The 23,473-nt window shown below is 70.2% G+C and carries 11 protein-coding genes and 1 pseudogene; 5 read left to right on the top strand and 7 right to left on the bottom strand.

Translation table 11 applies throughout. From position 1 onward, the window contains the following. Positions 1 to 76 precede the first annotated feature (76 nt). Entirely contained in the window at positions 77 to 4,972 is a 4,896-nt protein-coding gene (locus tag LCH29_RS40030) for a DNA repair ATPase (RefSeq protein ID WP_446466616.1), read from the top strand. 80 nt (positions 4,973 to 5,052) lie between these two features. On the opposite strand, the gene LCH29_RS40035 is transcribed toward LCH29_RS40030, so the two are convergent. The 3 genes from LCH29_RS40035 to LCH29_RS40045 all read right to left on the bottom strand — a co-directional run bounded on the left by LCH29_RS40035 (position 5,053) and on the right by LCH29_RS40045 (position 8,715). Continuing rightward, complete coding sequence (locus LCH29_RS40035; RefSeq protein ID WP_446466605.1) at positions 5,053 to 5,691, bottom strand: potassium channel family protein; 639 nt, start codon at positions 5,689 to 5,691, stop codon at positions 5,053 to 5,055. 76 nt (positions 5,692 to 5,767) lie between these two features. After that, the gene (locus LCH29_RS40040) at positions 5,768 to 7,126 is read right to left on the bottom strand and encodes a TrkH family potassium uptake protein (RefSeq protein ID WP_446466606.1); all 1,359 of its coding nucleotides are present in this window, start codon (positions 7,124 to 7,126) and stop codon (positions 5,768 to 5,770) included. Between the two features lie 197 nt (positions 7,127 to 7,323). After that, the gene (locus LCH29_RS40045) at positions 7,324 to 8,715 is read right to left on the bottom strand and encodes a glycosyltransferase (protein ID WP_446466607.1); all 1,392 of its coding nucleotides are present in this window, start codon (positions 8,713 to 8,715) and stop codon (positions 7,324 to 7,326) included. Positions 8,716 to 8,845: 130 nt separating this feature from the next. Between LCH29_RS40045 and LCH29_RS40050 the strand changes: the two genes are divergently transcribed. Then, positions 8,846 to 9,232 (top strand): hypothetical protein, encoded by a 387-nt coding sequence (locus tag LCH29_RS40050; RefSeq protein ID WP_446466608.1) that lies wholly within the window; start codon positions 8,846 to 8,848, stop codon positions 9,230 to 9,232. A gap of 363 nt (positions 9,233 to 9,595) precedes the next feature. Here LCH29_RS40050 and LCH29_RS40055 read toward each other — a convergent pair whose 3' ends face one another. Next, on the bottom strand, positions 9,596 to 9,739 hold the full coding sequence (locus tag LCH29_RS40055) for a hypothetical protein (protein WP_446466609.1): 144 nt from the start codon (positions 9,737 to 9,739) through the stop codon (positions 9,596 to 9,598). Then, a pseudogene (locus LCH29_RS40060) lies at positions 9,736 to 9,850 on the bottom strand (integrase); the annotation flags it as partial. The gene LCH29_RS40055 and the pseudogene LCH29_RS40060, both read right to left, overlap by 4 nt. Positions 9,851 to 10,007: 157 nt before the next feature. Between LCH29_RS40060 and LCH29_RS40065 the strand changes: the two are divergent. After that, positions 10,008 to 10,241: a hypothetical protein gene (locus tag LCH29_RS40065; protein ID WP_446466610.1), complete on the top strand. Its 234-nt coding sequence runs from the start codon at positions 10,008 to 10,010 to the stop codon at positions 10,239 to 10,241. On the opposite strand, the gene LCH29_RS40070 is transcribed toward LCH29_RS40065, so the two are convergent. Together LCH29_RS40070 and LCH29_RS40075 are read right to left on the bottom strand one after the other, a co-directional pair. Next, on the bottom strand, positions 10,228 to 11,385 hold the full coding sequence (locus LCH29_RS40070; RefSeq protein WP_446466611.1) for an acyltransferase family protein: 1,158 nt from the start codon (positions 11,383 to 11,385) through the stop codon (positions 10,228 to 10,230). The two genes, LCH29_RS40065 and LCH29_RS40070, sit on opposite strands and share 14 nt — an antisense overlap. A 248-nt stretch (positions 11,386 to 11,633) precedes the next feature. After that, the gene (locus LCH29_RS40075; RefSeq protein WP_446466612.1) at positions 11,634 to 12,392 is read right to left on the bottom strand and encodes a 3-hydroxyacyl-CoA dehydrogenase; all 759 of its coding nucleotides are present in this window, start codon (positions 12,390 to 12,392) and stop codon (positions 11,634 to 11,636) included. A gap of 632 nt (positions 12,393 to 13,024) precedes the next feature. Between LCH29_RS40075 and LCH29_RS40080 the strand changes: the two genes are divergently transcribed. Together LCH29_RS40080 and LCH29_RS40085 are read left to right on the top strand one after the other, a co-directional pair. After that, positions 13,025 to 21,403: an SDR family NAD(P)-dependent oxidoreductase gene (locus LCH29_RS40080; RefSeq protein ID WP_446466613.1), complete on the top strand. Its 8,379-nt coding sequence runs from the start codon at positions 13,025 to 13,027 to the stop codon at positions 21,401 to 21,403. Between the two features lie 15 nt (positions 21,404 to 21,418). After that, a partial coding sequence (locus LCH29_RS40085; protein ID WP_446466614.1) for a condensation domain-containing protein occupies positions 21,419 to 23,473 on the top strand: 2,055 nt, incomplete at its 3' end.

Here is a 23,473-nt window from a genome sequence, read left to right on the forward strand (position 1 = left end):
GTTCGGGGTTCTGCCGCAGGGCCGCGTGCCGACGCCAGTGAGGAGAAGGAACGACGTGAACACCGACGGGCAGGCAATGGCCGCGTCGCGAGCGGCAGGGAGTACGAGCCAGGACGCGGCCTCACCGGCGGGCGGCCCGGGGGCCGGGCTTCAGGACGGGACGTACGAGGTGCTGCGGGACCGGCTGCTGGGCGCGGCCCGCGAACTGGGCAGCCGGGCGCGGGCGCTCGACGAGCGCCGGGTGGAGATGTTCGGCGACGGTGTGCTCGACCTCACTGGCACCGGGGTTCTGCGCACTGCTCAGCCGACCGTCGTCTGCGACCTGGTACAGGTCGGCGGGCTGCTGCTGTGCGGCCACAACACGCCGCGGACGGAGGTCGCCGATGTCGGGGACGTCTTCACGCTCTTCCACCGCGCGGACGACGGCTTCCGACCGCTGGCCCCCGACGCCCTCGCGGGCCTGCTCGACGACGCCGGATTCCAGCGTGACTTCACCGAGCTGTACCGCTACTACCGCTCCACCAGGCTGTTGCGGCTGCGCCGCACCGGCCCGTACCTGCTGGCCGTCTTCCGGACCGGCGAGCGACCCACCGACATCCGGGTGCTGCGCTGGCGGATCGCGGCCGACGGCACACCCGCCTACCTCGACGCCAAAGGGGAGCGCGACCACGTCCTCCCGCCACCCCACGATGTCACCTGGACCGCCACGACCCGGGACGACCACGTCCTCGGCCGCCACCCCCACATCCGCGTCGCGGACGGTCTGTACGTCGCCACGGTCGGCGGCACCCTGACCGTCAAGACCGAGGACGACACCGAGACGGGGGAGGGCATCTACGCCGAGCCCGTCGAGGAACCGTTGCAGTCCCTCGCCGACGCCGATGTCGAGCACGCCCGAGCAGGATCTCTTCTGCTGCTGCGTATCCGCCCGTACAACGAGTCCGCGTGGCGCCATCTCGTCTTCAACACCCGCACGCGGGAGGTACTGCGCCTCGACGGCATCGGGCAGGCATGCCGCATCCTCCCCGACGACCAGGGCATCGTCTGCCCCGGCGGCTACTACCTCGCCACCGGCGCCGCCAGGACCTTCGAAACCGACACCACCGGACTCGGCTACGAACGGGCCGTCCCATCTCCGGGCGGCGAGGACACGCTCTTCGTGTTCCACGCCGAGGCGGACGGCCGGGTCCTGCTGCTGCCCTACAACGTCATCCGGCAGGAGGCCGCCGCGCCGATCGTGGCGCACGGCTGGGCGCTCTTCGACGACGGCGCACTCGCCACCCTCACGACCGCCCCCGGTGAACCGGCCCGAGCGCATCAGGTCCAGCTGTGGACCACGCCGTACCTCTCCGAGACGTACGCCGCGCAACGCCCCCCGGGCACCGGCCCGCTCGCCCGCATCGGCAATCCCGAGCTGGTGCGCGGCATCTCCGGCTGTCTGTCACTGACGCGGATGGCGCATGACATGGCGCCCGGCCAGGCCGTGTTCGAGGCGATCGGGGCCACCGCGAAACGAGTCGCCGACTCCTGCCACTGGCTCCCCGACCGCGAGCTCGGCGCACTCGGCGAACCGGTCGAATCGATCCGGGCCACCGCCGCCCAGGTCTCCGAGGAGTTCCGGCGGATCGCGGAGCTGAAGCGGAAAGCCGCCGAAACCCTCGGCGAAGCCACCGCACGCATCACGACGCTGGTGCGGCGCGTACGTGGCGAACAGCCCGGTACCGCCGACGGCTGGGTGCGGGCGCTCACGGAACTGCGGCAGGAGCAGGGCCGCCTGGAGACCCTGCGTGACATCCGGTACCTCGACCTCGAGCAGGTGGACGCGCTCGCGGCGGGACTGAACGACGACCTCGCCGCCGCCGGGCGGCGCGCCGCCGCGTTCCTCAGTGGGGAAGACGCCTTCGCGGCCACGCACCAGGCGGTCGCCACGCTCACGGGCGAAGCCGCGGCCGTCGCCACCGTCGCGGACGCCACGCCCGTCGCCGAGCGTATCGACGAGCACGCGGACGGACTGCGCGTGGTCACCGACGTCATCGTCACGCTGGACCTCACCGACGCCACGGTGCGCACCTCCGTCCTGTCCCGCGCCGGGGAAGTCCTCGGCGCGGTCAACCAGGCCCGCGCCACCCTCGACGCCCGGCGGCGCGAACTGCGAGCATCCGAGGGACGCGCCGAGTTCGCCGCGGAGCTCGCACTCCTCGGCCAGGCCGTGGCGGGCGCGTTGGCCGCCGCCACGACACCCGAGGAGTGCGACGAACAACTGGGCCGACTGCTGTCCCGCATCGAGGACCTCGAAGCCCGCTTCGGTGACGTCGACGCCCACGAGGAGCGGATCGCCACCCAGCGGCAGGAGATCTACGAGGCGTTCTCGGCCCGTCGGCAGACACAGCTCGACGAGCGCACACGGCGCGCGCAGCGGCTGGCCGAGTCGGGCCGGCGTCTGATCACCACCGTGACCCGCCGGGCCCGGTCGCTGGGCAACATCGACGAGGTGGCCACGTTCTTCGCGTCCGACCCGCTCGTCGCCAAGGTCCGGGCAACGGCGGACGAGCTGCGGGCCATCGACGATCCGGCGCGCGCGGGGGAGCTCGACGGCGGGCTCATCGCCGCACGCCAGGAGGCGATCCGCGCTCTGCGTGACCGGGCGGACCTGTACGACGGCACCGGCACCATCCGGCTCGGCCGCCACCGCTTCACCACCCCGCCTCCGAACCAGCGGACCGACCTCACCCTCGTCCCGCACGACGGCGCCCTCGCCTTCGCCATCACCGGCACCGACTACCTCGCGGCCGTCACCGACCCGGACTTGACCCGGCACCGGGAGTTCTGGGAACAGCCGCTGATCTCCGAGTCGCCCGAGGTCTACCGCTCCGAACACCTGGCAGCGACCCTGCTGGAGGCGGCCGAGGAGGGCGGCGACGCGTCACGGGAAGCCCTGTCCCGCGCGGATGAGGCCACGCTCCTGACCGATGTCCGCCGGGCCGCCGCGGCCCGCTACGACGAGGGCTACGACCGAGGTGTCCACGACCACGACGCCGCCCGCATCCTCACCGTCCTGCTCCGGCTGCGGGCCGAGGCCGGGGCGCTGCGCTTCACTCCGGAAGTGCGGGCAGCGGCCCAGCTCTTCTGGGCGTACGGGACGGAGGAGCGCGCACGCGCCCTGTGGACCACCCGCGCCCAGTCCTTCGCGCGGGCCCGTGGCATCTTCGGACACGTCCCCGGAGCGGCTGACCTCCGCACAGAACTGGGGGCGGCCGCGGCCGGTTTCCTGCCTCGGGCGATACCCGGTCTCGCGACGGCGTCCCGGGATCGCGAGGCCATCGGCGCGTACCTCGTCGAGGAGCTGGCCGACGGGCCGCCGCGTTTCGCGACGAGCGCTGAAGCCCGCACCCTGCTCACCACCTTCCGCACGGCTCTCGGCGGCGACGGCTCACCCGGTGCCAAGGAGTTCACCGAAGACCTCCGCGCGCTCTCCGGCGACCTTGCCGCCCGCTTCCAATTGGCGGTGGCCTGGCTCGGCGGCCATGCCGAAGCAAGCGGACTCGAACGCCGTGATCTGGCGGAGGCGGCCGCGATCGAGGTCTGCGGCACCGCGATCGAGCGCAGCGACATCGCCGCACCACTGGCCGCGTCCGTCGACGGCCTGCTCGGTACGCACCCGCGCGTCGCGAGCGGCACCATGCCCCTCCGCCTCGACGAATTCCTCACGCGCACCACGGAGTTCCGGCGGGTCCGCGTGCCCGCGTACCGCTCGTACACCCGCAAGCGCACGGAACTGCTCACCGCCGAGCGCGAGCGGCTGCGCCTGGACACGTACCAGCCCAAGGTGCTGTCGTCCTTCGTCCGCAACCGGCTGGTCGACGAGGTCTATCTGCCTCTCGTCGGGGACAACCTCGCACGTCAGCTCGGCGCCGACGGAGGCGGCCGCCGCACCGACAGCCAGGGACTGCTCCTGCTGCTGTCCCCACCCGGCTACGGCAAGACGACCCTCGTGGAGTACGTCGCCTCCCGCCTCGGTCTCCTCTTCGTCCGGGTCGACGGCCCCGCGCTCGGCCGCCGCACCGACTCCCTCGACCCGGCCGCGGCGCCCGACGCCGCCGCCCGCCGCGAGGTCGAAAGGATCAACTTCGCGCTGGAGATGGGCAACAACGTCCTCCTCCACCTCGACGACATCCAGCACACCTCTCCCGAGCTGCTCCAGAAGTTCATCCCCCTCGGCGACGCCCAGCGTCGCGTGGAGGGAGTGCGGGACGGCCAAGCGCGCACGTACGACCTGCGCGGCAAGCGATTCGCGGTGTGCATGGCCGGAAACCCCTACACCGAGTCCGGGCAGCGCTTCCGCATCCCCGACATGCTCGCCAACCGGGCCGACATATGGAACCTCGGCGATGTCCTGAGCGGCAAGGAGGAGCTCTTCGCGCTCAGCCATATCGAGAACGCTCTCACCTCGCACCCCGTGCTGGCCCCCCTCGCCTCCCGGGACTGTGGGGACATCGACCTGCTCGTCCGTCTCGCGCGGGCGGACGACGGCGGTGAAGGGGCACGGCCGGACGGCCTCACCCACCCGTACCCCCCGGCCGAAATGGACCAGATCCTGTCCGTCTTGCGCAAGCTGCTGCACATCCAGAAGACGGTGCTCGCGGTCAACCGCGCCTACATCGCCTCCGCCGCACAAGCCGAAGCCTCCCGCACCGAGCCGCCGTTCCGCCTACAGGGCTCCTACCGCGACACCAACAAGCTCGCCGCACGCATCGTCCCGGCCATGAACGACGACGAACTGGAAGCGCTCATCGACGACCACTACCGGGCCGAGGCCCAGACCCTCACCGCAGATGCCGAGGCCAACCTCCTCAAGCTGGCCCAGCTGCGCGGCAGGCTCACCGCCGGGCAGGCGGCGCGCTGGAATGAGGTCAAGCAGGGGTACTCAAGGCGGCGCACGGTGGATACGCCCACGAACACGACCGAGTCCTGATGACGTTGTCCGAGGTGTCCGACAGTTGACGGCTGGGCCCGGGCGGCGGTGAGCAATCGAATGATTCCCGGCGGCTTGGCTCAGCTCAGTTCGGCGAACGCTTCCACAGCGGCGGTCTTTCCGGTAACGATGATGACATCGCCCTTCTCGACGACCGTGTCCGCTGTCGCGTGAGTGAAGTCCTCTCCCATGGGCTTGATGCCCACGACCGTCACGCCGTACGTGCTGCGCAGCCTGCTCTCACCGAGCGGAACGCCCCGTACCACACTCGGTGCGATCGTCTTCACCAGGGCGAAGTCGTCGTCGAACTCGATGAAGTCCAGCATCCGCCCGGTCACCAGATGTGCGACGCGCTCACCCATCTCATGCTCCGGCAGCACGACGTGATGGGCGCCGAGCCGTTCCAGAATCCGGCCGTGCTGGCGGCTGATGGCCTTCGCCCAGATGTTGGGGACACCGGCCTCCAGCAAGTTGGAAGTGACGAGAATGCTCGCTTCGACGTCCGTACCGATGGCGACAACGGCGCTGCTGAACTCGTCGACACCAAGCTGGGCGAGTACTTCCGGGTCAGTGCAGTCGGCCACCACGGCGTGGGTGAGTGAGTCACTGTACTTCTGAACCAGGCGAGCGTTCTCATCAATGCCCAGGACGTCCCAGCCACGCCGCATCAGCTCGGCGGCGAGGGAGGTGCCGAACCGGCCGAGTCCGATCACCGCCACCCGCTGATCACCGCGCGGTGTGGGCTGTTCGGCCGACCGCTTGCGGCGGCGCAGGCTGCGCAGGGAATTCAGGAAGTCAGCCAATGACAGGTCGCTCCTCGGGTAGCTGGTAGCGGCGGGTCCGCTCGCGCAGGGCCAGTGCCGAGACCAGGGTGACCGGGCCGAGTCGCCCGATGAACATCAGCAAGGTCAGTACCAGCTGGCCTGAGGCGGGCACATCCGCGGTGATTCCGGTGGACAGGCCCACGGTGCCGAACGCCGAGACGACCTCGAAGAGGACGGCCTCGAAGGGTGCTTTCGTCACGGTCAGCAGGGCGAGCGTAGCGGCCATCACCAGGCCGATGCCCAGCAGCGCGACGGTCAGTGCCTGGCGGAGTATGTGCGGGGCGAGCCGTCGCCCCATGACAGCCGACGTGGGCTCGCCCCGTACCTCTGCCAGGATCGCGGCGCCCAGTACGGCGAACGTGGTGACCTTGATGCCGCCCGCCGTCCCCGCGCTGCCACCACCGATGAACATCAGCATGCACACCAGGAGCAGGGTCGATGGGCGCAGCGCACCGGTGTCGACGCTGTTGAATCCCGCAGTGCGGGTCATGGTGGAGGTGAAGAACCCGTTCAACACCTTGCGTGGCGTGCTGAACGCTCCCAGCGTCCCCTGGTTCTCCCATTCGAACAGACAGATGAGCACTGTGCCCATGACCAGCAGGATCGCAGTGGTGCCGAGCGTCAGCTTCGTATGCAGTGACCAGCCGCGCCGCCCCGTGAGCCGCTGCCGTCTGCGGTGGCGCAGCACTTCCAGCAGCACGGGGAAACCGATCCCGCCCAGGATGACGGCAGTCGCTATGGGCAGCGTCACCCACGGGTCGTGGGCGTAGCGCGTCAGGCTGTCGGCATGCAGCCCGAAACCGGCGTTGTTGAAGGCGGAGACGGCGTGGAAGAGGCCCATGTAGGCGGCGTCCCCATGGGACATGCCGTAGCCGAAGCGGAAACGCAGCGAGAGGACCGCACCGACCGACAGTTCGACGATCAACGTGGTTCCGGCCACACCGAGCAGGACCCGGCGCACATCCCCGATCCCCAGGCTCTTGGTCTCCGCCTGAGCGGTGAGCTGCATACGCAGCCCCAGCTTGCCGGACACCAGAAGGGCCAGCAGCGAGGCCATCGTCATGATGCCGAAGCCGCCCACCTGGATCAGGCCCAGGATGACTCCTTCACCGAAGCCGCTCCAGTACGTGCCGGTGTCCACCACCGCCAGGCCCGTCACACAGACCGCGGACGTCGAGGTGAACAGCGAGGTGACCGAGCCTGCCGAGCTTCGCCCCTCGGTGGCCGCCGGCAGCGACAGCAGCGCCGTACCGGCCAGGATCACCAGGGCGAAGGCGAAGACCACGCTCCGTGCCGGATGGCCGAAAAGGGCGCGACGCACTGGCGTCACATATCGGTTCACCTGCGGTCCCTTCCCTTATGCGCACCGCGGAAAGCGTACGTGACCCAGGTCGCCCGGGGATGAGCGACGGGAGCCGGCGCCTGTACGCGCTCCGTCCAGCGCGCTGGTCCCTATTGCGCCCCGAGTAAAGGGTGGTGGGGATCCGTGCCATCATTCCTGGCTGATCGTGGTGGCGTTGCTGGGCATCATTTGACGTGATCGCCGGTCTGCTCCGGTATGTCTTTGGCGCTGAGCGCGAGGTTGTTGTCGACGGTGAAGAATGGCGTAACGCGGGTCATGCCACGCTTCGGGTGAGGAAGGTATGTCGCCGGGGTCTTGTCCGTCTTCTTACGGTCAACCACATCTCCGCCGATGCGGCCTATGGGTATAGCGGCATCGCCTGGGGAGTTCAGTCGCAGTCGGAGGTCCCACAGGTCGTGCTCACCTTCCCGGTGGGTGAGCAGGTCGTTGTAGTCCAGGGTGAACTCGAAGCTTCGGTCGGTGAGGTGGGTGACCGAGGTGGTGACGTCGTGTTCGGGCGCGGTGCGGGAGACGGCCACCACGGTTGCCGCAGTCAGGTCCGTGTCGGTGTTCGGGCCGAGGAGTGTCGCGGTGATCGTGGTGTGTGTGGCGTCGACGGTGATGTGGCGGACCTCAGCGTGGGCGGGACGGTGCCAGGTGCGCAGGGCGAGGTAGCCGTCGCTGGTGGTGTAGGGAATGCAGGCGCTGACCCCGTTACGGCCTGTCATTGGGTGGCGTCCGACGAGGGCGGCCTGTTCGGTGAGTGCTGCGGTGAGGCGGACGCGGTCCGCAGCGGTCGTGGTGCCACGGTGGGCGGCGTAGCAGTCCCAGCGGCCCTCAGCGAGTGCTGCGCCGGATGGCAGGGTGATGTGCGGGTCGGCGATGTCGTCTGCTGTGGCCTCAGGTATGGGCAGGCGTACCTCGCGGCCCTTGGGGTCCTTGCGCAGCCGGATCACGAAGTCGAGGGGACCGACGGGGAGGGTGTCGGCGGCCAATCGGATGCGGAGGGCGCCCTGGGGCAGGGCCCGCGTGTACGCCAACGCTTGGGGTGGGGTCACGGGAGTGGACTCGGCCGTGGTCTGTGCCGGTCGCTGCTGCTGCGTCGGCACGGCGGGTTCGGCTCTGTGCAGAGCCGAACGCAACCTTCCCAGCAGGGATGGGCGGGTGGCGGACCGTAAGTCATCGAAGAGTCGTTCGTAATGGCGGGCGATCACGGCGGGGTCGAAGGCACGGGCACGTTTGCGGGCGGCTTCGCCGAGTCGATCGCGTAGGACGTCGTCGCTCATCAGCTGCCTCAGAGCGTCCGCGTACGCGTCCGGGTTCATCTCCGCCGGCCTCGGCGTAGCTGGTCTGATCTTCCCACCGGCCATGCCCGTTCTCGAATCCTTCGCTAAGGGATTCGCCATCGCCTCCATAGCGCTCGGAGGAATCAGCGCGGTGTTCACAGGAATCGAGCATGGATTCTCGAGCCAGGACTTCTGGAAGTCCGTGGGGAGCGCCAGCCTGGGCTTGATCACCTTTGGGCAATCCAACTGGATCGGTGCCTTGGGCGGCGGCAAGGTCGTAACGAAGCTCACGCAGTTCGGTCACGATCTCATATCGCCGATCACTGGGTTACTCAGCTAAGCACAACCTCGCTATGATTCACTCAAGGGCTGGCGGCACGATGTGAACGCCAGCCCTTGTGTATGCCGACAGGAGTGCCTCATGCTCACTTCGCTTCCCTTCATTTACCTATTACTCATGGCCGCCGCGGCGACATCCCTTTTCTCTTTCGCCATGGCCAAGTGGATTCCGGGCCGAAAGAGCAAAGTGGTATGGCCTCTCATGTCCGTAGCATGCTGCGTTGGCATGATCCTGGTCGGTCGACTCCAATACCAGCACTGGTCGGCGCAGCACATGCTGGTTCTGTACTCCTTCGGATGGACCGGAGTCACGATCGGCTTCTTCCCGGCCAGGAAAATCATGCATAAGTATGCCACTGAGATCAACGAAGGAGTCAAGCGAGAGAAGTATGAGATCCCCGCGCGCTATCAAGTTTTCGCGATTTCCTCCGCCCTCATCGTGACCTTCCTGGGCATCCTCCTGTCGTAGTGGCCAGATGCCTGTCCGGCTACGCGTTTGGTGGACCTGCGGGCGTCGATGTCATACCGGCGAGGACAGCCGTAGGTGGCCGGGCGAGCGGCTGTCACCTCCTTCGTCGGTCTTCTCCCACCGCTTGACCACCTCCCGGCCGCCTCGTGTGACGGTGCGGGTGTCGTTCTGCAGCAGCACACACCGCGGGCAGCTCGCGCAGCCGGACCGGAGAGCGGGAGTGGTGGACCGCACTGAGCGGAGCGAAGCCGTCCCGGGCGAAATCCACGGTCGGCACCGCCGGTCCGGTGAAGATCCCGTACGCCGGGGCCCTCGGGATAGGCTCGGGTCTGCCCGGCCCGAGCCGTGGTGACCGACGAGGTCTTACCGGGCCGTCTTCTGTGGAGTGTCCGCCACGCTGGTGACGGCCATGACCTCCTCGCGCGGCCCGATCTCGGTCTCCAGCGCCCGCCACGTCGGGCCCGCGTCGAGGTCGGCGCCGCCGAATATCTTGTCCGTGCAGGTCACGCGGCATGTCTGTATGCGTGGAGGATGCCGCCAAGGCGGTCGTGGCGTCGTATGTCGAGGTCGTTTGGCTTGTCGGGATCGTTTTGGTGTGGGCAGTGGGTGTAGTGGTCGGCAGACCTGGCGCTCGTTCCTCCCTTCCCAGGGCCCACACGCTGCTTGCCCGCGAGCGTACGCCCAGCACTACAACGCCGGACGTGCCACCGCAGTCTGATCAGAATATTGACACCCTTCAGCCCTGTTCGGGGTCGAGTTGCAGCTCTCGTACGGGGTGGCGGAGCCCATCGAGGACGGCACTCTGGAGATGACGTTCACGCAGGACTTCGGCCCGCTGGCAGCGGGGAGACCGGCCGCGGCCGCAGCGTGCCGGCCACGTACCCGGTGCACGGATACCACCCGCCTGGGCGCGCTCCAGACGGATGGTCAGTACTCCGAGGCGCTTTCCGAGGCGCAGGTGTCCGGCGCCGGACCCGTGCTGGAAAAGATCTCCATCAAGGTGTCGTAGAGACGCTTGCAGGTCGGCCCGGGGCAGGAGTGCGACGGCTGCGTGCCCAGCGGCGCATCAGCGGGAGTTCCACGAACCGCAGCACGACCAGCGACAGGGCCACCGAGACAGCGATCAGCGCGAAGACGATCGCGAAGCCCGCGCCGGCACTCAGATCCGGGTCGGGGCCGATGGCGTGGCGCACCGCCAGCAGTAGCGGGAAGTGCACGACGTAGAGAGCGAACGTGGTTTCGCCCAGGGAGACCATGACGGGCCTGGCCAGCTGCCGGGAGCGGCCCTCGATGTCGGCGAGGGCCGTCCTCGCGATGGCCAGTGCGATGAGTGGCGCCATCGCCGTAGACATCACGTACTGCGGAGGCAGGGCGGGCAGCACACCGATGTACACCACGAAGGCGAGGATCACCGTCAGACGGCTGACGCGTGGCCAGGTGCCGGTCTGGATCAGGCGGGCGGTGGCGATGCCGAGCAGGAATTCCAGCAGGCGCACGGGCGGGAAGGCGGAGATGAACCACATGCTGCGCTCGTTGATTGGCATCCAGTCGTACAGCTGGGGCCCGGGGATGGCGGTGGCCACCAGTGGCATGAGGAAGATCAGCGCCGCCAGCGCCGTCCACACCCGGCGCAGCCGCTCCGTGGGGATCCTGCGTGCGGCCACGATGAGCGCCGGGAAGAGCGCGTAGAAGAACACCTCGCAGCTGAGCGACCACGCGGGTGTGTTGAAACCCGAGTACAGATCCGCGTCCGGCACCCAGTCCTGGACCAGGAAGAGGTTGGTGAGCGCCGCTGCCGCGTCGTGTGCGGGCGCGGACACCATGGGTACTTCCGTGGTGGTGACGGCGAAGAACACCAGGGTCGCCGTCCAGCTGAGCACATGGTTGGGGAAGATCCTGCAGGCCCGGCCGCGCCAGAACGCGACGGCCCGGGTGCCGGGCTTGTGGGCCCAGGTCAGCACGAATCCGGAGAGGACGAAGAAGAAGGTCACCGCGCCCGAGGCGAACGGGAAGACGGTGCCGAGCGATGTGTGCAGGGAACCGTCGAAAATCCCCGAGACATAGGTGACGTGGTACCAGACGACGAGGAGGGCGCCGAGAAAGCGCAGGCTCGTCAGCGACGGAAGACGGCCGGGAGAGGTCTCATCGGACATGGGCTTCCTGGTCTCCAGACTGTGAAGAAGCCGGAACTGGGATCCCGTGGCCACTGCCACGGGCAAACCGCTCGCGAGCGCTGTCGCACCTCGGATGGTCGTCAACGGAGAGGGCGGCACGGGCCATTCGGCACTCGAACGAAGCGCACAAGCTGGCGATCATCAAAACGGAAGACCGTTCCTGGAGGACAGACGGAATTCGGCCATCCATGAGGGGGTCGTGACCGGAACTGGCCGGAAAGTGCCGGTTATCGCGGCGCCATCCTGAGGGCGCCGTCGAGCCGAATGGTCTCGCCGTTGAGCATGGGGTTCTCCACGATGTGCGCCACGAGCGTGGCGAATTCCGCCGGTTCACCGAGCCTGGCCGGATGCGGCACCTGCTGCCCGAGTGCGTCGAGCGTGGCTGCCGGGAAGCCGTCGAACATGGGAGTGCGGAAAAGACCGGGGGCGATCGTGACCACGCGGATCCCCGACTCCGCGAGATCGCGGGCGATGGGCAGGGTCATTCCCACGATGCCTCCCTTGGAGGCCGCGTAGGCCGCCTGCCCGATCTGGCCGTCGAACGCGGCCGTCGAGGCGGTGTTGACGATGACGCCGCGCTCCTCGCCGTCTCCTTCGCGCTCGTGCATCCGTGCCGCGGCGAGCCGGATGACATTGAAGGTGCCGATCAGGTTGACCTGGATGACCTTGCTGAACGCGGCCAGCGGGAACGGTCCGGTCCTGCCCACCGTCCTGAAGGCGTTGCCGATGCCCGCGCAGCTCACCGCTATGCGCAACGGGCCAAGGGTCTCGGCCAGTTCGATGGCGGAGGCGATGTCCTCCTCGCTGGTCACATCGCCGGGGGAGTGGGTCACCCCGGGGCCCAGCTCCTCCGCCACTTCCTTGCCCGTGGACGACCGGCCGACGATGACCACGCGGGCTCCCCGGTCGCGCAGTTCACGTACCGCCGCCAGGCCGAGGCCGGACGCTCCACCGGTGACCAGCGCGACGCTTCCTTCGATACGCACGTATCGCTCCCCGTTCCGAAGCCGTGTGAAAGATCCCTGGCAGCCCCGGTCGGCAATCACGCTGAGCTGCCGCAACCGCTGTCATGCCATGGGCCGGAGGCGGCAGACGGCCGGCTCCGCAGGTGATGGGCGGTGATCCTATCCCGCGTCTGCCGACTTCATCGGCTGATTCCGCATTCACCTGCCGCCGTTACGCTCCGCTTTCCGGCCAGAGCGGATGATCACGCTGTGTTCATTGCCTTCGGTCGCGCGCCTTGGGTAGCGTTCCGGTTGCCGTACGGAACGGCGGACAGGAGCGATGAGCCTCATCGCCGATGCTTCTGTGCCAACGGGGGAAACGGGGAAATCGTGAATTTCGGCTGTATGTAGCGGGTTTACCACCTCTTTGAGCAGGTCGGTACCGCTGTGCTGTCCACCTGCGATGTTCACGGTCGTCCGGCGCATTTGGGCTATTTGGTCCCGGGGTTTCCGGGAGCCCGCCGACGCATTCCGCATTGCTCTGCGCTGACGCACGTACATGTAACTCCGGGACGACGTGTTCCCGTGGAAATTGTGCATGGAAAACGGGCCGGGCCCCATCGCCGGTTCGCCCTGCTCCGGGCTGGACAACGACTCACTGGGATGGATTACCTGTGTCCGACTCGCCGACATTCGCCGCGACATTCACCGTGACCGCGGAGAACCCTCTGCTGAAGGGGCATGTCGTCCATGGACGCCGCCTGTTGCCCGGCGTCGGCTACGTCGACCTGGTGTTACAAGTCCTCGCCCGGCACGGCCACGCCATGCGGGACATCGAGCTGCGCAACCTCACCATCCTCGCGCCGCTCGTCGCCGCACCGGGCGAAGAGGTCCTGACCACGGTCGAGGGACGACCCGCGCCCGCCGGAGGGTGGCGGATCGAGGTCCGCAGCAGGCGCCCGCAGGACCGGGCCGATGTCCTGCACGCGAGGGCGACGGCACACCGTTACACCGCCCCCGCCTTCCAGGAGCGACTGCCGCTCCCGCTGACCGCAGACCATCGGGCAACCACGCTCAACGACATCTACACCTGGCTCCGGCAGCAGGACCTGGTCCACTCGGGTCTGATGAAGTCCGAGGGCGTGGTGCACCACCGCCCCGATGACTGGGTCGTGGAGCTGGAACTGGCCGCCGGACACCGCGAGGGCGCGGACGGTTTCCTCTTCCACCCGGCCCTGTTCGAGGCTGGGTTACTGGGCGGCAGCGTGGGCAGCCACATGCTCTACGAGGGGGACGCGGGGGAGGGCCTGTACCTGCCGCTGGTCTTCGAGTCGTTCCGGGCGGATGCCCCCCTGGGCAGTCGTTGCTTCGTCCGGGTCCCGGCCGCCTCGACGCACCGGGACGACGAACTCATGCGTCTGGCGGTGGAGTTCTACGACGAGACCGGGGCGAAGGTCGCCGAGGTCGGCAGGCTCTCGGCCAAGCGGGTCCGGGACGTGTCGGCGCTCGACGTCCGGGAAGGGCCCGTACTGCACACCGCGGGGCTCTCCGCCCCTGCCGGAGACCCGGCCGGGCAGTCGGTGACCGTCGCGGCGGACCCCGGACCGGACGTGGTGGCCACGCTGCGCGAACTGATCGCGGCACGGCTGGACGTACCGACGGCGCAGGTCGACGTCGGGAGCGGCTTCTACGAACTGGGCCTGACCTCGGCGGACCTGGTGTCCCTGGTGCCCGATCTGGAAGACCGGCTGTCCCTGTCGCTCTCGCCGACCCTGATGTTCGAGTACCCGTCGGTCGCCGAAGTGGCGGCGTGGCTCGAAGGCCAGACCGCCGGGGTGCCGGACGGAAACGGATCGGCCGACTCGCCCTCCGCCACCCGCGCCGCGCTGACCGACGAGATCTCCGCGCTGCTGGGGGTACCGGCCGAGGAGGTGGACCCGGACGCGGCGTTCGAGGAGTTCGGGTTCGACCTGACGGGTCTGGCCCGGCTCGTCGCCCGGCTCAACGACCGCTACGGACTGGCGCTGACGCCCGCGGTGTTCGCCGAGCGCCCGACCGTGCGCGCGGTCGCCACGTACCTCGCCGAGGCCCTGGGCGGGACGACGGCGGTCACCGTGGACGCCCGCCCGGCGCCGGACGAGGAGACGCCGCCACGCCCGCACCCGATGCTGCACCGCGTCGAGCGGGACGGCGAGGGCGTGGTCGGCCATGCGCGTTTCGACGGTGACGAGCCGTTCCTGCGGGACCATCACATACACGGCGCCCGGGTGCTTCCCGGGGTGGCGCAACTCGAGATGGCGCGCGCCGCGGTGGCAAGTGGTCTCGATGGGGCGGAGCAGGGCCGGGTGCGACTGACCGACGTGGTGTGGTTGCGGCCCGCGGTGTGCGGCCCGGAAGGGCTGGAACTGCGCGTGGACGTGCGCACCCTGCCCGGGCACGGCTGGGAGTACACGATCCACCAGGTGGGCGCCGACAGCGAACTCACCCTGTGCGGCCAGGGCCGTGCGGACCTGTCGGACACCGGCGACCGGAGCCTGCCGAGCCTGGATGAGCTGCGCACGGCCTGCGTCGAACGGACACTGGCCTCCGCCGACATCTACGGGATCTACGCCCGGGTGGGCATGGACTACGGCCCCGCGCAGCGCTCGCTGGCCGCGCTCGGCGTGGGCATGGACGGGTCGGGACGACCCCAGGCGGTGGCGGAGCTGCGGCTGCCCGTCGCGGCGGACCCGCTGGACGGCTATCGGCTCCACCCGGGCATCGTGGACGGCGCGCTGCAAGCCGTCATCGGTCTGCGGCTGGCAGCGGAACGATTCAGCGACTCGTCGTCGCGTCCTGCCCTGCCGTTCGCCCTCCAGCGCGCGGAGGCGTCCGCGCCCACCCCCGGGACGGCGTACGCCTGGATCCGGCATCAGCCGGGGAGTGGGCCCAAGGACACCTCGGCGCGGCTGGACATCACCGTGTTCGACGAACACGGCCGGGTGTGCGCGGACCTGGCCGGACTGAGCACCCGCCCCCTGACGGACGCCCCGGCGGATGGCGCGGTGGATGCCGCGGCGTACGCGTCCACCGCGGTGGATGCCGCGGCGGACGCGTACCCGTCCACCGTTCCGGCGCCCGCCGCGACGGACATCGCCATCGTCGGTGTCAGCGGCCGCTATCCGGAGGCGGCAGACCTGGACGAGTTCTGGCGGAATCTCCGCTCGGGCCGGGACTGCATCCGCGAAGTCCCGGCGGAGCGCTGGGACCACCGGCGCCACGCCGATGTCGGCGGCTCCTCCTCGGGCAGATGGGGCGGCTTTCTCGAGGAAATCGACCGGTTCGATCCTCTGTTCTTCCAGATCTCGCTGCACGAGGCCGAACTCCTCGACCCCCAGGAGCGCCTGTTCCTCCAGTGCGCCCACCACACGCTCGAAGACGCCGGATACGCGGGCGAGCTGCCGGGCAAGGTGGGCGTGTTCGTCGGTGTGATGTACCAGGAGTACCAGCTCTACGGCGCACAGGCGCAGGACCGCGGCGTGCCCGCCGCCCTGTCGGGCAGCGCCTCCACCGTGGCCAACCGGGTCTCGTACTTCTACGACTTCACCGGCCCCAGCATGACCGTGGACACCATGTGCTCGTCCTCGCTGACGGCCATCCACCTGGCCTGCGAGGCCATCAGGAGCGGCCAGTGCGACACGGCGCTCGCGGGTGGGGTGAACCTCCATTCCCACCCGAACAAGTTCCTGATGCTCAGCCAGCGCCGTTTCCTCTCCAGCGACGGCCGCTGCCGCAGCTTCGGTGAGGGCGGCGACGGCTACGTGCCCGGCGAGGGCGTCGGCGCGGTGCTGCTCAAGCCCCTCGAGCGGGCCGTCGCCGACGGGGACCAGATCCACGGTGTGATCAAGGGGACCGCGCTGAACCACGGCGGGCGGACCTCCGGCTACTCGGTGCCCTCCCCGGCGGCGCAGGGCCAGGTCATCACCGAGGCGCTTGCCGCCGCGGGCGTGGACCCCCGCTCGCTCGGCTACCTGGAGGCCCACGGCACGGGGACGTCCCTCGGCGACCCGATCGAAATCGCGGGGCTGGCCAAGGCATTCCATGCCAGGGGCGGTCTGCCGACGGACCTTCCGATCGGCTCGGTCAAGTCGAACATCGGCCACTGCGAGGGCGCGGCCGGCATCGCGGGTGTCACCAAGGTGCTGCTGCAGATGCGGCACGGGGAGCTGGTGCCGAGCCTGCATTCCGGCGTGCTGAACCGGCACATCGACCTCACCGGCACACCGCTGAGCGTGCAGCAGCGGGTGGAGCCCTGGCGCCGACCGGTCCTGGAGGACGACGGAGAGCAGCGGACGCATCCGCGGACGGCGGGTGTCTCCGGCTTCGGCGCGGGCGGCTCGAACGCCCACGTCGTCATCGCCGAGTACGGACAGCCAGCTCCGCGCCGGGCGCGGTTCGACACACTGCATCGCCCTGCCCTGCTCGTACTCTCCGCCCAGAGCGAGGCCCAACTCGTCGAACAGGCACGTCGGCTGCACGCCCGGCTGGCGGAGCTGACCGAGGACGACCTCCCCGATGTCGCGTGGACCCTCCAGGTCGGGCGCATGGCACTGGAGGAGCGGCTGGCTTTCGCCGCCACCTCCATCGAGACCGCCCGGGCACGGCTGGAGTCGTTCGCCGCCGGCCCGGGGCGCCCGGGAGCCTGGGTACGGGGCACCGCGCCCCGTGGCCGGGGGCGGAGCGCCGGGGCGGACGGCGACGCGCTACGGGCGGCCCTCGCCGAATGGACCGCCCATGGCACCCCCGACCGGCTGCTGGGCATGTGGGCGGAGGGAGCCGCCGTGGCGTGGGACACGCTGTACCCGTCGCCCCCTGCGGTACGGCGCATCAGCCTGCCAGGATATCCCTTCGCCCGGGAGCGGTGCTGGTTCGACCTCGACCTCGCTGCCGGGACCCGGACCACGACCGAGCCGCGCCAGAGCGTCCCCGAGCAGGCCGCCACGGAACAGGGCTCCACCCACCAGGACGAGATGGTGCTGCTGCGCCCCGAGTGGGCCGAGCGCAGCCCCCGTCCTGGCGGCGACTCCGAGGACACGTTCGCCGAACACCACGTCCTGGTGATCGGCCACCTCACGGCCGGGGGCCGCGATGTCCTCCGGGCCGCCCTGCCCGCCGCCGCGTGGCACTTCATGGAACCCGAGGACGGTTCGCTCGACCGCCAGTACGCGCAGGCCGCCGAGCGCGTGTTCACGATGGCCCACGGGATCCTCGAGGGCGGGGTGCGACGGCCGGTGCTGCTCCAGGTCGCCCTCGTCGGCGCCCCCGCCACCGAAGCCGAACGGGACCGCCTCGCGTGTTTCGGCGGGCTGGCGGGCCTGCTGAAGACGGCTCACCAGGAGAACCCGCTCCTGCACACCGGATACGTCGAATGCCTCGACGCGCCGCCACCGGCCACCGTCGCCGCCCGACTGGCCGCTGAAGCGGTGCGCGACCCGGAACCAGAGGTGCGCCACCGCGACGGCCACCGGCTCGTCGCCACGCCGGCACCCATCGCTTCTCCCTGGGCCCAGGCTCAGCCGTGGAAGCAGGATGGTGTCTACCTCATCACCGGCGGCGCCGGAGGACTCGGCCGGATCGTGGCGAAGGAGGTCGCCGCGTCGGCAGGCCGGGCCACCGTCGTGCTCACCGGCCGGTCGCCCCTGAGCGCGCAGGCACGGGACTCGCTGAACGAGCTGCGTACGGTCGGGCTGACCGTCGACTACCAGCGCGCCGACGTGACCGACCGGGCGTCGGTCGAGCGTGTGCTGGCCCATGTGGCGGACAATCACGGGCCACTGACGGGCATCGTGCACAGCGCGGGGGTCATCGACGACGGCTTCCTCCTCCGCAAGAGCCCCGAGCGGCTGGCGCGCGTCCTCGCGCCCAAGGTCGCCGGACTGGTCAACCTCGACGAGCTGAGCCGGGACCAGCCACTGGAGGTGTTCCTGTGCTTCTCGTCGACCGCGGGGGCGTTCGGCAACCCCGGGCAGGCCGACTACGCCGCCGGAAACGCGTTCATGGACGCCTACGCCGCGTATCGCAACCGACTCGTCGGCGCCGGGCTGTGCAGCGGCTCGACGGTGTCCGTCAACTGGCCGCTGTGGGAGGAGGGCGGCATGGACGGCGACGCGGTACGGGAGAGCCTGCGCGGCGCCGGTCTGGCACCGCTGGACACACTGCGCGGACTGGAGGCGCTGCGGTGCGCCATGGCCGCGCGGGACAACGGCCTCGCCGACGGCCGGTTGCTCGTCCTGGTGGGTCGCCGTGACGAGCTGCTGTCCCGACTGCCCGGCAACGCCCCCGAGCCCGCCGTCCCCGAGCCCGCCGTCCCCGAGCCCGCTGCGGCCGTCCCACCCGGGGCACCGAACGACGAGGCGGACCGGGCTCTGGAGGACAGGGCGGTGGGCCATCTGCGGCGGCTGCTGGCATCGTCCCTGAAGCTCGGCCCCGAGCGCATCGCCGTCGACTCGCCACTGGAGCGGTACGGCATGGACTCCGTCATCGCGGTCAACGTGATCTCCCGGCTGGAGGAGGACTTCGGGCCGCTGTCCCGGACGCTGCTCTTCGAGGCCGAGACCGTACGCGAGCTGGCACGGTACTTCGTCGCCGACCATCCCAAGACCCTGCGTTCGCTGCTCGGCGTCCCTGCTCCGCCGCTGGCGCCGCCCGTCCAGGACACCGCCACCACCGAGCCGGTGGCCACGGCTCCGCCGACCCCGTCGCGCCGTACGGACACCGGGGACGAGACGGAGCCACGGATCGGGCGCGCGGACGTCCACCACCGCGGCGAGGACATCGCGGTCATCGGCATCACCGGCCGCTATCCGGGCGCCGAAGACCTCGACACCCTGTGGGCCAACCTGCGCGACGGCAAGGACGCCGTCACCGCGGTGCCGCCCGGCCGCTGGAACCACGAGTCGGCCGACGGCACCGGGGAGGGACCCGGTCCGTGGGGCGGATTCCTCGACGGCATCGACCGGTTCGATCCGCTCCTCTTCGGCATCTCGCCGCGCGAGGCCGCCGCGATGGACCCGCAGCAGCGGCTGTTCCTGGAGACGGTGTGGCATCTGCTGGAGGAGAGCGGCGTGACCCAGTCCGTCATCGAGCGACGGTACGAGCGGCGCGTCGGGGTCTACGTCGGAGCGGCGTACCAGCTCTACCGCGCCGACGCGTCGGACCCCGCGCTCGCGGCGGTCACCTCGGCGGCCTCGTACAACATGATCGCCAACCGGGTCTCGCACTTCTTCGGCCTGGAGGGCCCCAGCCTCGCCGTGGACACCATGTGCGCGTCGTCGGCCACCGCCATCCATCTCGCCTGCGCCGACCTGCGGCGCGGCGAGAGCGAACTGGCCGTCGCCGGAGGCATCAACCTCACCGTGCACCCGGACAAGTACATCGCCCTGGCCGAGTTGCAGCTGCTCGGCACCCACCCGGGCAGCCGCAGCTTCCGCGACGGGGACGGTTACCTCCCGGCCGAGGCCGTCGGCGCCGTACTGCTCAAACCGCTGGCCGCCGCGGTCCGCGACGGCGATCGGGTCCACGCGGTCATCAAGGGCACGTCCTCGCTGCACGGCGGCCGGTCCAACGGCTTCATGCGGCCCAGCCACCGGGCCCAGGTGAAGGTCATGCGGCGGGCGCTGGAGCAGGCCGGTGCCGGCCCGGGTTCCATCGGGTACGTCGAGGCCGCGGCCAACGGGACCACGATCTCCGACGAGATCGAATTCCAGGCCCTGCGGGAGGTGTTCGACGGGGTGACCGAGCCGGTGGCGCTCGGCACGGTGAAGTCGAACCTCGGACACCCCGAGGCGGCCTCCGGGATCGCCCAGCTCACCAAGGTCATCCTGCAACTGCGCCACCAGGAGCTGCCTCCGCTGGTGGCGGCGGGTTCCCCCAACCCCCACCTCGACGCCGACGGCACCGCACTGCGGCTGTGCGACCGGCTGACGCCCTGGGAACCGCGTGGCGCCGCCGGTCCCGACAGCCGCCCGGCGCCCCGCCGCGCGCTCATCAACTCGGTGGCTGCGGGCGGAAGCCACGTCAGCCTGGTCGTCGAGGCTCCTCCACCGACCGGTGCCGCCGCGCCGGAGCCCGACGACCCCGCCCCCCAACTGGTGGTGGTGTCCGCCGCCACTCCCCAGCGGCTGCGGACGGCGATACGGCGGCTCCATGCCTACCTGGAGGGCGACGGCCCGGCTGACCTGGCCGACATCGCGTACACCTCGCAGCTGGGCCGCGAGGCGCAGCCCGAGCGGTTCGCCGTGGTGGCGGGCTCCTTGGAGGAGCTGAGGCAGGCCCTGGCGCAGCAGTCCGCGGGCCCCGCGGAGACCGGGGACGCGCTCGCGGACGGGGCGACCGCCGCCGTACCCGTCCACCGGGGCAACGCCGAGCACGACGCGGGCCCGCTGGGGACCGTACTGTCCGGGGCGCGGGGCGAAGCGTTCCTGGCCGGTCTGGTGGCCGACGGCGACCTCGACCACCTCGCCGAGCTGTGGGTGCGCGGTATCGACGTGCCGTGGGACGGCCTGCACCGCGGGACGCGCCGACCGGCGCCCCTTCCGCTCACGGCGTTCGAACGGGACAGGCACTGGGTCGGCCGCGCGGCCGGGACGCTCGCCATCCCCGAAACCGCAGCCGCCACCGATGCCGCCACTGACACCGAAGCCTTCACCGACCGCACCGAACCGCCGCGGGACCGGACACTGACCGAGGCCGAGCGGACCATTGCCGCCGCCTGGTCCGAACTGCTGATGATCGACACCGGCCAGCTCGGCGCCAGGAGCAACTTCTTGTTCCTCGGCGGCAATTCGCTGCTCGCCACCCGCCTCATCAACCTGCTCGCGCAGCGGACCGGTGTGGAGCTTCCGGTGAAGGTCGTCTTCGATACGCCCGGACTCGCCGAGATGGCAGCCGAGCTGGAACGCCGTACCCCCTCCGGGGACACCGCGGCACCGGACACCGAGCAGATCCTGCGGAGCATCGCCCTCATCGAGCGCATGAGCGACGAAGAGCTCGACGCGCTGGACATCGCGAACTGAGCAGACAGGACGACGATGAACACCATCCCCCAGGACCACCGCCAGGAAGTGGTCCGAAAGATCCGGTCCCTCCCGGCCAAGCGGCAGCGCGCCCTGGCCGCGTTGCTCGGCAAGCAGGGCGTCGACCTGTCCGCGCTCGGCATCATCGCGCCGTCCCCCTGCCCGGCGGGCGAGCCCGTTCCGCTGTCCTTCACCCAGCAGCGCCTGTGGTTCCTGGCCCAGCTGGACGGAAGCAGCGCGGCCTACAACATCCCGATCGCCGTACGGCTGCGCGGACACCTCGACCGCGCGGCGCTGGTGGGGGCTCTGGAGGCCGTGGTGCGGCGGCACGAAGCCCTGCGCACCCGCTTCGTGGACCACGACGGCGTTCCCTACCAGCACATCGGTGACGGTGGCGACTTCACGGTCCACGAGGAGGACGTCGCCGACGAGACGGAGCTGTCCCGGATCTGCGCACGGGAGGCCGCCACCCCGTTCGACCTGGAGGCGGACCCGCTGATCCGCGCCCGGCTGCTGCGCCGGTCCGAGCGGGAACACGTCCTGTTGGTGACGATGCACCACGGGGTGTCCGACGGCTGGTCGGTCGGTGTGCTCTTCCGCGACCTCACCGCGTGTTACGAGGCATTACGCGACGGACGGCCCGCCCCACTGGAGCCGCTGCCCGTGCAATACGCCGACTACGCGCGGTGGCAGCGCCAGTGGCTCGTGGACGACGTACGGGCACGCCAGGTGGAGTACTGGAGGAAGCAGCTCTCCGGAGTCGACCCCATGCTGTCGCTGCCCACCGACCGCGAGCGTCCGCCGGTCAAGACGTACCACGGGGCGCGTGAGAGCTTCCGCTGCCCGCCCGCGCTGCTGGAGAGGGTCCGGGAGGCCGGCGCGCGGCACGACGCCACCTTGTACATGACGCTGCTCGCGGCCTGCACCATCGTGCTGCACCGCTACACGCAGGGGACCGACATCGTCGTCGGCACGGTGGTTGCCAACCGCAACCGGCGCGAGGTCGAAGGGCTCATCGGCTTCTTCGCCAACACCCTCGCCATGCGCACCGACCTGTCGGACGACCCGGCCTTCCCGGAGCTGATGGCCCGGGTGCGGAAGACCGCGCTGGAGGCGTACGACCACCAGGACGTGCCCTTCGAGGCCGTGGTGGACGCGCTGGGCCTGGAGCGCAGCCAGAGCCATTCTCCGGTCTTCCAGACGATGTTCGTGCTCCAAGAGGCGCAGACCGAGCAGGAGACCCGGCTGGGCGGACTGGAGCTGTCCCCGGTCGACGTCGACACCGACGTCACCAAGTTCGACCTCACACTCGACCTCCGCGAGACGCCGGACGGGCTCGTCGGAACGGCCGAGTACAACACCGACCTGTTCGACCCGGACACGGTACGGCGCTTCGTACGCCACTACACCACCGTGCTGGAGGCCATCGCCGACCACCCCCGGGAGCGGATCTCCCGGCTGGGGGCACTGGAGGCGGCCGAGCGGCAGCGGGTCCTGGTGGAGTGGAACCAGCGCCCGCCGGGCCTGGGGTCCCCGGACCGGTGTCTGCACGAGTGGTTCCAGGAGATGGCGGCCGCGACGCCCGATGCGGTGGCGGTGGAGTGCGAGTCCAGGTCACTGACGTACGGCGAGCTGAACGCGCGGGCCAATCGCCTGGCGCGCCACCTGCGCGGTCTGGGCGTCGGGCCGGGCGTGCTGGTGGCCCTGTGCCTTCCGCGGTCGGAACACATCGTGACCGGCGTGCTGGCGGTGCTGAAGGCGGGCGGCGCGTACGTCCCCCTCGACCCGGCCGTGCCGGTCGAGCGGCAGAACCATGTGCTGAGCGACAGTGCGCCGCGGGTGCTGCTGGTCGACGGCCCGGCCGCCGAAGGGCTGGAGACCTCGGGGGCCTCGGTCGTCGACCTGCGGGCCGACGCCGCATCGTGGGCGGACCTGCCGGACGGCGATCTGAGCCGCACCCAGGTGGGAGCGTCCCCGGCGGATCTCGCGTATGTCATCTACACCTCGGGGTCGACGGGTGTGCCGAAGGGGGTGATGGTCGAGCATCGCAATGTGGTGCGGTTGTTCTCG

The sequence above is a fragment of the Streptomyces sp. BRA346 genome (assembly GCF_052851135.1).

Coding starts and splice junctions, on each gene's coding strand:
- LCH29_RS40030 (WP_446466616.1), top strand. CDS start 77: ATGGCCGCGTCGCGAGCGGCAGGGAGTACGAGCCAGGACGCGGCCTCA.
- LCH29_RS40050 (WP_446466608.1), top strand. CDS start 8,846: ATGCTCACTTCGCTTCCCTTCATTTACCTATTACTCATGGCCGCCGCG.
- LCH29_RS40070 (WP_446466611.1), bottom strand. CDS start 11,385: ATGTCCGATGAGACCTCTCCCGGCCGTCTTCCGTCGCTGACGAGCCTG.